Source organism: Cedecea sp. FDAARGOS_727 (assembly GCF_012273235.1).
GTDB classification, from domain to species: domain Bacteria; phylum Pseudomonadota; class Gammaproteobacteria; order Enterobacterales; family Enterobacteriaceae; genus Cedecea; species Cedecea davisae.
Map to the genome: position 1 here is coordinate 2,008,932 of NZ_CP050966.1, position 11,929 is coordinate 2,020,860.

11 protein-coding genes, 1 tRNA gene and 2 pseudogenes are annotated in these 11,929 nt (G+C 53.9%); 5 read left to right on the forward strand and 9 right to left on the reverse strand.

Annotation, left to right across the window (positions count from 1 at the left end; genetic code table 11):
- Positions 1 to 42: 42 nt before the first annotated feature.
- On the forward strand, positions 43 to 978 hold the full coding sequence (dsdC, locus tag FOC35_RS09580) for a DNA-binding transcriptional regulator DsdC (protein ID WP_016538672.1): 936 nt from the start codon (positions 43 to 45) through the stop codon (positions 976 to 978).
- 1 nt (position 979) lies between these two features.
- Here dsdC and emrD read toward each other — a convergent pair whose 3' ends face one another.
- Positions 980 to 2,164, reverse strand: coding sequence for a multidrug efflux MFS transporter EmrD (gene emrD / locus FOC35_RS09585; RefSeq protein WP_016538671.1), 1,185 nt, complete (start codon positions 2,162 to 2,164; stop codon positions 980 to 982).
- A 370-nt stretch (positions 2,165 to 2,534) separates the two neighbouring features.
- Here emrD and fhuE point away from each other — a divergent pair, with 370 nt between their 5' ends.
- Positions 2,535 to 4,718 carry a ferric-rhodotorulic acid/ferric-coprogen receptor FhuE gene (fhuE, locus tag FOC35_RS09590; protein WP_172568780.1) on the forward strand — a complete coding sequence of 728 codons (2,184 nt, stop codon included), beginning with the start codon at positions 2,535 to 2,537 and terminating at the stop codon, positions 4,716 to 4,718.
- Here fhuE and FOC35_RS09595 read toward each other — a convergent pair.
- Positions 4,715 to 5,647: a LysR family transcriptional regulator gene (locus tag FOC35_RS09595; RefSeq protein WP_172568781.1), complete on the reverse strand. Its 933-nt coding sequence runs from the start codon at positions 5,645 to 5,647 to the stop codon at positions 4,715 to 4,717. The genes fhuE and FOC35_RS09595 overlap by 4 nt on opposite strands.
- A 108-nt stretch (positions 5,648 to 5,755) precedes the next feature.
- Here FOC35_RS09595 and FOC35_RS09600 point away from each other — a divergent pair, with 108 nt between their 5' ends.
- Positions 5,756 to 6,535 (forward strand): SDR family oxidoreductase, encoded by a 780-nt coding sequence (locus tag FOC35_RS09600; RefSeq protein ID WP_172568782.1) that lies wholly within the window; start codon positions 5,756 to 5,758, stop codon positions 6,533 to 6,535.
- Here the strand turns inward: FOC35_RS09600 and FOC35_RS09605 are convergent.
- Entirely contained in the window at positions 6,532 to 6,810 is a 279-nt protein-coding gene (locus tag FOC35_RS09605; protein ID WP_254065382.1) for a hypothetical protein, read from the reverse strand. The two genes, FOC35_RS09600 and FOC35_RS09605, sit on opposite strands and share 4 nt — an antisense overlap.
- Before the next feature lie 271 nt (positions 6,811 to 7,081).
- On the opposite strand from FOC35_RS09605, the gene FOC35_RS09610 reads away from it, so the two are divergent.
- Positions 7,082 to 7,693, forward strand: coding sequence for a hypothetical protein (locus tag FOC35_RS09610; protein ID WP_172568784.1), 612 nt, complete (start codon positions 7,082 to 7,084; stop codon positions 7,691 to 7,693).
- Positions 7,694 to 7,786: 93 nt separating this feature from the next.
- A pseudogene (locus tag FOC35_RS09615) lies at positions 7,787 to 8,168 on the forward strand (helix-turn-helix domain-containing protein).
- 461 nt (positions 8,169 to 8,629) lie between these two features.
- Here the strand turns inward: FOC35_RS09615 and FOC35_RS09620 are convergent.
- The 6 genes and pseudogenes from FOC35_RS09620 to FOC35_RS09640 all read right to left on the reverse strand — a co-directional run bounded on the left by FOC35_RS09620 (position 8,630) and on the right by FOC35_RS09640 (position 11,927).
- A pseudogene (locus FOC35_RS09620) lies at positions 8,630 to 9,656 on the reverse strand (virulence RhuM family protein).
- 150 nt (positions 9,657 to 9,806) lie between these two features.
- A complete protein-coding gene (locus FOC35_RS22745; RefSeq protein WP_254065383.1) occupies positions 9,807 to 10,064 on the reverse strand; it encodes a hypothetical protein in 258 nt (85 codons plus the stop codon).
- Positions 10,065 to 10,100: 36 nt separating this feature from the next.
- Positions 10,101 to 10,235 (reverse strand): hypothetical protein, encoded by a 135-nt coding sequence (locus tag FOC35_RS22885; RefSeq protein ID WP_256380168.1) that lies wholly within the window; start codon positions 10,233 to 10,235, stop codon positions 10,101 to 10,103.
- Between the two features lie 463 nt (positions 10,236 to 10,698).
- Positions 10,699 to 10,793, reverse strand: a tRNA-Sec gene (locus tag FOC35_RS09630).
- 219 nt (positions 10,794 to 11,012) lie between these two features.
- Positions 11,013 to 11,348, reverse strand: a complete 336-nt coding sequence (locus tag FOC35_RS09635) for a nuclear transport factor 2 family protein (RefSeq protein WP_039898930.1) — start codon at positions 11,346 to 11,348, stop codon at positions 11,013 to 11,015.
- A gap of 177 nt (positions 11,349 to 11,525) precedes the next feature.
- The gene (locus tag FOC35_RS09640) at positions 11,526 to 11,927 is read right to left on the reverse strand and encodes a type II TA system antitoxin MqsA family protein (protein WP_172568785.1); all 402 of its coding nucleotides are present in this window, start codon (positions 11,925 to 11,927) and stop codon (positions 11,526 to 11,528) included.
- Positions 11,928 to 11,929: the final 2 nt, after the last annotated feature.

Below are 11,929 nucleotides of genomic sequence, written 5' to 3' on the forward strand. Positions count from 1 at the left end.
ATTTTTTACACTTAGCCGGAAAGTAAACAGACAAGAGGCGCTATGGACGCGGGACGTGAAGTTAGAAATCGTTTATTAAACGGCTTGCAGTTGTCGAAGCTGTATACCTTTGAGGTTGCGGCGCGGCATCAATCTTTCGCCCTGGCGGCGAACGAGCTTTCACTCAGCCCCAGCGCCGTCAGCCACCGCATTAACCAGCTTGAAGAAGAGCTGGGGATACAGCTTTTTGTTCGCTCCCATCGCAAGGTGGAGCTGACGCATGAGGGAAAGCGGGTGTTCTGGGCGCTGAAGTCGTCGCTGGATACGCTTAACCAGGAAATTCTGGATATCAAAAACCAGGAGCTGTCCGGCTCTTTAACCGTTTATTGCAGGCCGTCGATTGCCCAGTGCTGGCTGGTGCCCTCTCTGGGTGACTTTTCGCAGCGTTATCCCGCCATTTCCCTGACCATTCTTACCGGCAACGACAACCTGAATTTACAGCGGGCGGGTATCGACCTGGCTATCTCGTTTGACGATGCGCCTTCGTCCCAACTGAGCCATCACTTTTTGATGGATGAGGCCATCCTGCCGGTGTGTAGTCCGCAATACGCGCAGCGTTTTGAGCTGCAAAGCAGGCCTTCGCATCTCCTCCACTGCACTTTACTGCACGACCGGCAGGCGTGGAGCAATGACTCGGGTACGGACGAGTGGTACAGCTGGGCGCAGCACTTTGGCATAGCGCTGCCTGCTTCTACGGGCATCGGGTTCGATCGTTCAGATTTGGCGGTGATAGCCGCGATGAACCACGTTGGCGTGGCGATGGGGCGAAAAAGGCTGGTGCAAAAGCGGCTGGAGCGGGGCGAGCTTGTCGCCCCTTTCGGTGAGATGGCGTTGAATTGCCATCAGCATTATTACATTTCGACCCTTGATGGCCGACAATGGCCGAAGATTGACGCTTTTATCCACTGGCTTAAAGCGCTGGCCGAAGAGGTTAAATAAATTAAATCGTTTCCCCGTGATGCTGGAATCGCTGAGCCAGCGGCAGCCAGCAGCAAAGGATCAGCACGCCCATCGCGGTCATCAGCAGGCCAATGCTGAACTGCCCGGTTTGCGGCATTAGCGCGGAGAGCCAGGCCATCACGCCGGAGCCGATATTTTGCAGGCCGCCCACCAGCGCGCCTGCGGTGCCTGCGAGGAACGGGAACGGCTCCATCGCGCCGCTGGTCGCCAGCGGGAACAGCATGCCTGCTCCGAAGAAGAACAGCGCGGCGGGCACCAGCAGCGTCCAGATATTCATGATGCCAAACCAGCCCGGTATCCACATGAGAATACCGGCCAGCAGGCAGCTCAGCACCGCCTGCCACATCAGGCTGGAGAAACGTGCGTTCTGGCGGCTCGCGTACCAGGAGCCAAAAAATGCCGCCGGAATGGGTAAAATAAACAGGATACTGACCACCACGCCGTTCAGACCAAGCACGCCGCCCATCAGCACGCCCGAGCAGGCTTCAAACACCGCCACGCCCGCCAGGCCGCCAACCAGCATCAGCAGGTAGCAATTAAAAGAGATGTTGCCGAGCAGCAGTTTATAGCTGCGCAGCAGCCGCGGAGGCGTTGCGTTTGCCGGGCGGGTTTCCGGCAGCCAGCGCCACATTGAAAAAGCGACTACCGCACACAGCAGTAGCAGGAAGCCGTAGCAGGCACGCCAGCCCCAGACGCTGTCCAGCAGGCCGCCAATCACCGGGGCCAGCAGCGGGCTAACCAAAATACCCATATTCAGCAGGCTGTTGGCGAGGCGTAAATCGCCGCCTTCATACAGGTCGCGCGGCATGGTTCTTGCCATTACGCCAGCCACGCCGGTGCCCATACCCTGGAGCGCGCTAGCCAGCACCAGAACATGCAAATTAGTGGTAAACAAAGCTCCGAGCGTAGCCAGCATAAAGATAACCATACCGGCCAGTATCACCGGGCGGCGGCCAATGCGGTCAGAGAGTGGGCCGTAAAACAGCTGAGAAATACCGTAGGTAAATAAATACGCTGCCATCACGCGCTGGATAGCGCCGTTGCGCACGCCCATCTCGTGAGCCATATCGGGAATCGAAGGAATATAAATGGTTTGTGTCATCTGCCCGACGGCAACCAGCAGAATTAACATCATCAGCAGGTGGATATTGGCTAACTTTCTCATGGCTTCCGACCGTTTACCCGAAAAGAGATAGATTGCTCGCAGCGTATTTCGCTGTGTATGTTTTAAAAGCGAGAGGAATCTATCATAACCCCACCAATAAGCCAGATGATGAGGCTGTTTTAAGCACAGATTTACGTGTCCGAATGTAAAGCGAAAGCGGCAATTTTTATTGCCAGCGAATGCATCAATTTGCCCTGAAAAGGTGCAGCTGCGGTCAACTTCTGGCAGATCACATTTATTTACATAGTGAATGCTAATGCGTATATTTCTCATCCGCATTAATCATGCGCGTCTTGATAAAAAATCAAAAAAACGTGTCCAGCGCCGGAGTGCGCCGCAGCACGATATCCACTAAAAATGAGGGTTAAACATGTCTTTCGTTAACTTCTCCAGGGAACGGTTCACTTTGCGGGCAAATGGCCCGTCATGGCTGGCGGCATGTATTGCCCTGGCGCTTATTCCTTCGGCGCAGTCCGAAGAAAAAAAATCGGCGGAAGACACTATCACGGTGAACACCAGCGCCGACAATCCGCTGGCCGGGCAGGCGCAGGACTACAGCGTTAAAACCACCACTACCGGCACTAAACTGCTGCTGGTACCGCGTGATATCCCGCAGTCCGTCAGCGTAATCAGCAAGCAGCGCATGGAAGACCAGGATCTGCAAACCATCGGCGAAGTGCTGGACAACACGACCGGCATTACCTCTCGTCTGGTAGACAGCAGCCGCGCCACCTACTTCTCACGTGGTTTTTTCATCAGCAACTACGCCTATGACGACCTGCCGACCCAGGTCAGCGACGTCTGGGACTTCGGCGACACCGGCTCTGATTCCGCGATTTATGAAAATGTGGAAGTGGTTCGCGGCGCGGCGGGGCTGATGAGCGGCAGCGGCAATCCTTCGGCGTACATCAACATGGTGCGCAAGCATGCAGACAGCCGCGAGTTTAAAGGCAACGTCTCGGCGACTTACGGCAGTTGGGACAAGCAGCGCTATGTCGCGGATCTCTCCGCGCCGCTGAGCGAGTCCGGCAACGTGCGGGGGCGCGTGGTGACAGGCTACCAGGACAACGACACCTGGATGGATAAGAGCCATTACCGCAAGAAATTTATCTACGGCGTGGTGGACGCAGACCTGACCGACTCAACCACGCTCTCCGTGGGCTATGACTACCAGGAAAGCAACGACGACAGCCCGACCTGGGGCGGCCTGCCAACCTGGTATGCCGACGGCAGCCGCACGCACTTCAGCCGCAGCGCCACCACCGCGCCGGACTGGGCTTATTCCAATAAAGACGCCACCAAAGTGTTTGCAAGCCTGGTGCAGCGCTTTGATAACGGCTGGGAAGCCCGCGTTAACACGCTGCACGCCGAAACCAACTTCGACTCTAAGCTGATGTACGTGACCGGATTCCCGGACAAGACCACCGGAGCTGGCACAAGCGCTTATGGTGGCTGGAACCGTGGCGAGCGTAAGCAGGATTCGGTGGATGCGTTTGTGCGCGGGGGCTTCGACCTGTTTGGCCGCCAGCACGAACTGATGTTTGGCGGCAGCTACAGTCGCCAGCGCAACCACTATGACAACGCCATGCCGAATACCGGCCTGGACTACGGCGGCATTGCAATGCCGAGCTTCTATGAAAACGTAGCCGATCCAGCCTGGTCCGCCTTCTCGCTGTACAGCAAAGATGTAGTGCGCCAGCAGTCCGCGTATACCGCCGCTCGTTTCTCGCTGGCAGACCCGCTGCACTTAATCGTTGGCGCTCGCTACACCGAATGGAACGCAGACTACAACCCGTCTACCGCGCCGCAAACCAGCCTTAACAGCAAAAAGCACGACGTTACGCCTTACGCAGGCCTGGTGTACGACATCAACGATACGTGGTCGGCTTACACCAGCTATACCTCCATCTTCCAGCCGACCGACAAGCGAGACGTTAACGGCGACTATCTCGACCCGACGACGGGTAAAAGCTACGAAGCAGGCGTGAAAGCAGACTGGTTTAACACCCGCCTGACCACTTCTCTGGCGATATTCCGTATCGAGCAGGATAAAGTGGCGCAGGCGCTCGGCACGCCGGTAAACGGTAATCCGGGCGAAACCGCCTACAAGTCGGTGGACGGAACGGTAAGCCGGGGTATCGAGTTTGAGGTGAACGGCGCGTTGACGGACAACTGGCAGCTCACCTTCGGCGCATCGCGCTTTGTGGCGGAAGACCAGAACGGCGATGCGGTGAACCCGGACCAGCCGCGCACCACGATGAAACTGTTTACCCGTTACCAGCTACCTATGCTGCCGGAAGTGACCGTGGGCGGCGGCGTGAACTGGCAGAATAAGACCTGGCAGGATGCGAACGGCCCGAACGGCAATACCCGCATTGAGCAAGGCAGCTACGCGCTGGTGGATCTCTTCACCCGCTACCAGGTGAGCAAAAACTTTGCCGTGCAGGGCAATATCAACAACCTGTTCGACAAAGAGTATGAAACCTGGCTTTCTGACTACGTGGTTTACGGCGCGCCTCGCAGCTTCTCGCTGACGGCAAGCTACAACTTCTAGCCCGGATGAGGGAGGCTACTGCTCTCCCTTTTCCTTTCCTCTGCTATTTCTCTCGCCAGCGCCAGGAAGGCCGCCAGCCCGGCGGAAGGATGACGCCTGCCGGGGTAATACAGGCAAAGGCCGGGAAACGCCGGGGTCCACTCTTCCAGCAGGCGAACCAGCGCGCCGGAGCGTATTTCTGCCATCACGTTTTGCTCCATAAAGAAGCCAACCCCAAGCCCCTCCAGCACCGCATCGCGAGCCAGCGAGGCTTCATCCAGCGTCAGCGGCCCCTGCACGTCGATTTGCGCGACTTCTCCCTGTTTTTCAAGGTGCCAGCGATAAAGCGAGCCGTCCGGCAGGCGCACACGAATACAGGCGTGAGCCATCAGCTCGCCCGGAGTTAATGGCGTTCCGTTTTTAGCCAGATAGGCCGGAGAGGCAACAACCGCATAACGCTGCGGCTGGCCCAGCGGCAGGGCAATCATATCGGCAGGCACCAGGTTTGCGACACGTACGCCCAGATCAAAACCTTCGGCAACAATGTCGATAAGTTTCCCTTCGGTAACCAGGTCGATGTGCATCTCGGGGTAGCGCCGCAAAAATTCAAACGCCAGAGAAGAGAGCAACTGGCGGGCGGCAAACGGCGGGGCGTTGATGCGCAGTACGCCGGAGGGCGTATCCCGGTGCGAGCGCACGCTTTCCAGCGCATCGTTTACGCCTTGCAAAGCGGGGCTGACTCTTTCAATAAACAGTCTTCCCGCTTCCGTCAGCGCAACGCTGCGCGTGGTGCGGTTGAACAGGCGAACCCCGAGTTCGGCCTCGAACTTCGCCAGCGCGTGGCTGAGCGCCGTGGTGGAGATACCGAGATCGATAGCCGCCGCGCGGAACGAACCCCGGCGGGCAATGGCCTGTACGGCTTCGATATCGGCGAGCGTTATGCGCGACATTGTCCCGATTTCCTCATCATTTCATCCCGGTTTGTCCTGATTGTTTAAATTATACCGCTTTCTTACAGTGTGGATACGGCACGTTTGCCGATTACTGGAGAATGAAAGATGAGTGAGTTTTTAACGCTGAAGGGCAAGCGGGCGCTGGTGACATCCGGCACCAAAGGCGCTGGCGCGGCCACCGTGGCGCTGTTCCGCGAGCTTGGAGCGCGGGTAATCACCGTTGCCCGCAACCGGCCAGAAGCGACGGCGGAAGAAGACTTTGTGGCGGCGGATCTTTCCACCCCGCAAGGCTGCGGGCAGCTGGTTAAGGCGGTGCAGGAGCGGCTGGGCGACGTGGATATTATCGTGCATATGCTGGGCGGTTCATCTTCTCCAGCTGGGGGTTACGCCGCGCTGGAGGAAGAGCACTGGCAGCGTGAGCTGGCATTGAACCTGTTCCCGGCGGTACGGCTGGACAGAGCCTTGCTGCCGGGCATGACGGCGCGTGGCTCCGGCGTGATTATTCACGTTTCTTCAATCCAGCGTATTTTGCCGCTGCCGGAGGCCACCACGGCCTACGCTTCGGCCAAAGCGGCGCTTTCTGCCTACAGCAAAAGCTTATCGAAAGAGGTTTCGCCCCGGGGCGTGCGGGTTCTGCGTGTGGCGCCAGGCTGGATTGAAACCGAAGCTTCTGTTCACCTGGCCGAGCGCCTGGCCTTGCAGGCGGGAACCGATTATGAAGGCGGCAAAAAAATGATTATGGATTCGCTGGGCGGCATCCCGCTGGGGCGGCCGGCTAAGCCAGAGGAAGTTGCGAACCTAATCGCGTTTCTGGCCTCAGACCGCGCGGCGGCCATCACCGGCACTGAGTACATTATTGACGGTGGAACGGTGCCGACCGTTTAGAAATGTACCGGCTGGCCGAATCCGTCGCCGCTGTCGGTGCTGTTATCCCTGCGGCCCCGGGCTTCAAGCTGGTCAGAGCGGATTTGATCGCGGATGTTCTGGCGCTGTTCCGGCGTCAGGTAGCGGCTATTGTAGTAAGGATCGGGCCACGGAGAGCGGTTAAAGCTGTCGTCCAGTCGCTGCCTGTCCTGGCGATCAACGCTCGAATGTTCGAGGGACGAGCAGGCGGAGAGCAGCAGCGGAGCAAGCAGTACAAAAGCGTATTTATAAGCCATTTTTCTTCCTGATACGGCAATCGACAAGAAGCCGGAATGCGGCATTATTGCGCATCAGCCTGGCGATGCGCTTTATCTGTTAGCAACAATGCGGAGCTTATCACGAATTGTTGAGCGGCTCAGAATTTCGACAGCGCCAGAGCCGCTTCGTTAAAGAGCTCGTTTCTGGCGAGTGAAGAAACGTTTGAACACACTCTTTAACGCCGGGGTTTTATTTGCCGGTTAAGCTTGGAAAAGCTGAAGGTAAACCGAACCTGACCCTGGAGAGAGCATGATTAAGTCTCGTTTTTTTGTTCCGGCATTAAGCGCCCTGTTGCTGAGTTTTGGCGCAGCGGCGGCGGACAATGTGATTACCCCGGTGCGCGGCACCATTGATGCGGTAAATGATTCCTCGCTGCAAATCACCACCCGGCAGGGCGAAAAGCTCTCCGTTGGCCTGACGGACAAAACCAGAATCAACGGCGTGAGCGAAGCGAAGATGAGTGACATCAAGCCCGACAGCTTTATTGGCACCGCCGCTGTCCCACAGGCAGACGGCACGCTGAAGGCGCTGGAAGTCCACGTTTTTGCCCCAAGCCTGCGTGGCTCCGGGGAAGGTTTTAACCCCTTCGAATCGGCCAACGGCCAGGTTAACACTATGACCAACGGCACGGTTGGCACTCTGGTAAACAGCCACGGCCGCACGATGACGGTGAAATTCCACGGCCAGCAGAAAACGGTACAGGTCCCGGACGACGTGCCGGTGGTGCTGATTAGCCCAGCCAACAAATCCGTACTTAAACCGGGTGCGAAAGTGGTGCTGTTTGCCACCAAAGACGACAAAGGCCAGGCCGTTGCACGCGGGATTTCTACTGGTATAGATGGATTGACGCCGCCTATGTAATGGCGGTTGGACAAAATTGGACCCGCCGTTACAGCGGGTCTTTCCGTTTATTTCGATTATGCTCTGTTTAATTGTTCAGCAGAGGCGGTTGCCATGAGACAGGCCACAACTAATATCAACCTTCCGGGCACTCATGAAAGCGAGTTGGCCCAGTACGGGCGGCAGGAACTGGCTGCCTACCCGCGCGCTGACGATGCTGATGGCGGTGCTGGGTGAACTGGCCGCCGGTAATGCCGTCAAGGTTGTTCCTGTGCAGGCGGAGCTAACTACTCAAGAGGCCGCCAACATGCTGAATGTCTCACGTCCTCATTTTGTGAAGCTTCTCGAAGACGGTGAATTACACTTCCACAAAACCGGGCGGCATCGCAGAGTTTTGTTTTCCGATCTCATGGAATATAAGAAGTCTCGTGAACAGCAAAGCCTGGATGCCATGCAGGTCCTGGCAGATCAGGCGCAGGAAACAGGGGTGTATTAATGCGACATTCGCCGTATCCGGTGGTGTTAGATGCATGTGTTTTATACCCGGCAAGATTAAGAGACTTGCTCATCTTCCGAAGCGCTGGCCTCATCTGATATTGAAGCTTTATATCCTGACGAGTTTATTGTCGATTTATTCGATATTAATCAGGCTCTGGTGCTGGAGGCCGTAAGGCGGCAACACCAATCTTTAAGAAACCCTCCCCCGGCCGTAAGTAATTTCCTGGAAATACTTCTAAAACAGGGATTGCCGATGACGGCTAATACTCTGAAGGGATACGGGGTTTATATTTAACTTGCTGATGATAAATTCTAATTAAGGCATGCAACACGTAGTATTAAAAATACCAAGCGGTTTGATTAGCTACTGTTCACTAAACTTGTCAGTAAGACGTACAGGTTAAGTGAATTATCTGAAGGAGAGAGTTGGCTATATCGTTAGCTGAAATAAATTCAGAACTACTTTTTGCCATTTTTATTCCACTTTACTAGTTGGGCAATATCCTTTTCGCCTTCAGCTTCTTTTAAAATCCGTTGTTTTCCGGCAAACTGAGCATATTCTGCCTGCGCCTTTTCATCTGCCATTTTCTTCCCAATCTTGCCTGCGTCCTGTAATACATCGCGATCATTAAATTGCAGAAACTGATCTAGTTTTTCCTGCCAGTCGTGCAAAAAAATCTGCTGGCGGCGTCGGGCCTGATCTTCAGCAAAATCCAGCCACATGTTAACCACGCGGTTAAGTTCGCTGACCTCATCCTTGCTAAGATAGTTTTTTGCCACCGTCACATCACTTTTACGAACCTCTTCACCTTTATAGCTGGTAAGCCCCATATGGAGTTTACTGGCATCAGCTCGAAAGTGGATGAGTTCCGCAGCTGTGAGACCGGTGCAGTTTGTTCTGGATAGTTTGAAAGAATTTTGTCGTCTCTTTTAGCGACGGTTGATAATCGGCCGCTAAAGCAAAAATTTCTCGTACCCGTAAATAGACCCGACGTTCGCTGGCGCGAATATCTCGGATGCGTTCGAGCATCTCGTCAAAATAGTCAGGTACGGCAGAAGTTCCCACGGGTGGGTTTTTCAGCCGCTCATCGTCCATGACAAAACCTTTGATCAGATATTCCTGGAGTGTCTGGGTTGCCCATTGACGAAATTGAGTCCCGCGCGGAGAGCGGACACGGTAGCCAATGGCCAAAATCATGGGAAGGCTGTAGTGAAGCGTACTGCGCTTTACCTGACGATTGCCTTCTTGTCGAACTTGTAAGTAAGCCTTACAGGTTGCGTTTTGCTCAAGTTCGCCTTCATCGTAAATAGCTTTAATGTGCTGCGTAATAGCCTGAGGCGTGACTTGGTATAGGCTTGCAATAGATGCCTGTGTCAGCCACAGCGTTTCTTTCTCGAAGAGGCACGCAACGTGTACTTCCCCGTCATCGCTGGCAAACATAATAAATTCGCCAGCCGGGGATGAGGTTAAGTGTTTCTCCGCCATGCCGCCTCCGTTTTATTCTAATTAACACGCTGTCAGTCGCTCAGTATGCCAGAATCACTTCAGGAAAATCAGGAATGAACCCATTTGCTGCGCATTGTCTCGCAAACAACATAGCTGGCGCGCTTTTGCGCACCAGCCTCAACATACTGTTTAATGAACTGAGTCTTCTGAGCTATTGCTAATCATCGCCAGCCCGGAGGCGGTGCGAATAAAGCGTGGTGCCCGCAGGCTGTTAACCATCTCGAATAACAGGCCGGTAATGGTTTCCTGTTGCTCTGCGGATTCCTGCTGATTCAGCAGCACGATAGTCAGGGCGCTGCAATATTCCCGCAGCTGTTCATCCAGAACGATTTTCAATACTTCCAGCCCTGCCAGCAGGCGGCCGCACAGCGCCATGCGTTCGGTCATATTTTCGCTCTCAATCAGAATATCCGTATAGCCTTCTCAGGCGTCCAGCACCTGAAAGAGATCGTGGCCTGTGCCCAGCTGGGCTTTTAGCACGGCGGATAAAACGGGTTCTATAACTGGTTGAAAGCCCAGGGGGGAATTAGCGGTTGTGGTAATATCTTTGTTAGCCATGGCGTTACTCCTATAACGTTGTGGTTAGCCCTTGGTTGGTACTGGTAATACCCTTCGAGGGAGACTTATCTTTCAATTCTCTTGAAAGATTTCACCTGACAACTTTATTTCTATCACACCAGCATGTCAAAATATGAATCTTTAAATTACTTAGAGCCCAATATCTCTCACGGAATAAATAAAAAGTGACTTTTAACTATAAATTTTATGGATTTAGGTTGCTGGTGAATTCTTTAATCATAGATAACTTATATATTATCTGTTTAATGTTTATATTATTTTTTTTGCATTAATATAAATATAAGTTTTTTGGCGGGGCCGAGATTAATTTTTAGCCATTACTGTTCTCAAATATGAATGGCTATAAAAAGTAGCTAAAAATATCCGACTGAAGGATTTGCTCAAACGACCAGGAAAATAAGTATGGAGAGGATAATCGATATGAGGGGCGTTTTTTAAATTTTGGCGGAAAGTCACAGGAGTCGAACCTGCCCGGCGCCGCTGGCGGCACCACCTGGATTTGAAATCCAGCCGCCTCACCGGAGACGACGACCTTCCGCGCCTTCATTGCTACATGGAGGCGGGGCGCATTATACCGGGTTTCATGCTGCTGCCCAATGGGTCAGTAAGAATATATGCTGCGCTTAAAGTGAAATTATTCACCAAATCAATCTAACGGCACAGGAATTGCTCATTGCAGCAGCGTTTACCGGAGTGCCAACGCTGCTGCTCGCGTCGAAATGCCGCCCTACAAGTGCGAGGGCTGGTAATGCTGGCCTAGCCAAAGAAAAACCATGCGGTTTTTATCAGCCCGTTTTCAACTTCAAAAACGGCAATACTTTCAATTGGTTCCTCGCTTAGGCCGTAAATCTTCTCGTGGTCGAAAACCTTGTTGCCCAGCGTGGTGCGGGAAATAATTTCAGCACGCAGGGCAGGATTATTAAAACGATGCTCTTTATAGAAGGCATAAAGCGCGTCTCTCCCTTCCAGAGAAGGCGCGGCGGCAGGGGGGCGGTAAGCAATGAAGTCTTCGCTAAAGCAGGCGGCAAAGGCTTCGAGATCGTGGGCGTTGTACGCCTCATACTGGCGGATTACAGGCTCTGCGACGGACATATATTTTTTCCTGATGAGATAAAAGTTACGGGTTGTCAAAGCGTTGTCGTTATTGTGTGCGATGACAGATTCTCCTGCCGGGAGGAAAATGTCTAATGAAAGGATGGAGCAGATTGTGTGATGGCCGGGTGTGCCACAGGCAAAAGCAAAAAGCCCGCTGGCGCGAGCTTTAGTTCATCAGGCTGATTTCAGTTCTTCAAATAATTCAGGACGTTTATCAAGTAACTTAAACAGCAGCACCAGGGGGCGTGGCGGAGCGATGCGGCCTGTTTCATAGCGGCTGAAGGCGTTAGCACCGCCACCAAAAATTTCTGCCGCCTGCGCCTGGTTCAGATTCAGGCGCTTACGCACCGAGGCGATAAAATTGGGATCGACTTCTTCGGCGTTCACTTCCCGGTGAAAGGCTGCAATAGCAGCCATGTACCGATCGCCGGAGTCACTATCTAAAATAGCCTCTCCGCAATTGTCACAAAAGTCACCGATCACGTTTTGGATCGTGGTTTTACGATTCTTGTACTCATATTCAACGTCGCGTGTTTCCTGCTTCATTTCCGCACCGCCGCAAACAGGGCATCTCATCT

Excerpts from the sequence above, each read along its gene's own strand:
- FOC35_RS09635 (WP_039898930.1), bottom strand. The coding sequence starts at position 11,348 with ATGTCCGTCGCAGAGCCTGTAATCCGCCAGTATGAGGCGTACAACGCC.
- fhuE (WP_172568780.1), top strand. The coding sequence starts at position 2,535 with ATGTCTTTCGTTAACTTCTCCAGGGAACGGTTCACTTTGCGGGCAAAT.
- FOC35_RS09605 (WP_254065382.1), bottom strand. The coding sequence starts at position 6,810 with ATGGCTTATAAATACGCTTTTGTACTGCTTGCTCCGCTGCTGCTCTCC.
- FOC35_RS22885 (WP_256380168.1), bottom strand. The coding sequence starts at position 10,235 with ATGGCTAACAAAGATATTACCACAACCGCTAATTCCCCCCTGGGCTTT.
- FOC35_RS09640 (WP_172568785.1), bottom strand. The coding sequence starts at position 11,927 with ATGAGATGCCCTGTTTGCGGCGGTGCGGAAATGAAGCAGGAAACACGC.
- FOC35_RS09600 (WP_172568782.1), top strand. The coding sequence starts at position 5,756 with ATGAGTGAGTTTTTAACGCTGAAGGGCAAGCGGGCGCTGGTGACATCC.
- FOC35_RS09610 (WP_172568784.1), top strand. The coding sequence starts at position 7,082 with ATGATTAAGTCTCGTTTTTTTGTTCCGGCATTAAGCGCCCTGTTGCTG.
- FOC35_RS09595 (WP_172568781.1), bottom strand. The coding sequence starts at position 5,647 with ATGTCGCGCATAACGCTCGCCGATATCGAAGCCGTACAGGCCATTGCC.
- dsdC (WP_016538672.1), top strand. The coding sequence starts at position 43 with ATGGACGCGGGACGTGAAGTTAGAAATCGTTTATTAAACGGCTTGCAG.
- emrD (WP_016538671.1), bottom strand. The coding sequence starts at position 2,164 with ATGAGAAAGTTAGCCAATATCCACCTGCTGATGATGTTAATTCTGCTG.
- FOC35_RS22745 (WP_254065383.1), bottom strand. The coding sequence starts at position 10,064 with ATGACCGAACGCATGGCGCTGTGCGGCCGCCTGCTGGCAGGGCTGGAA.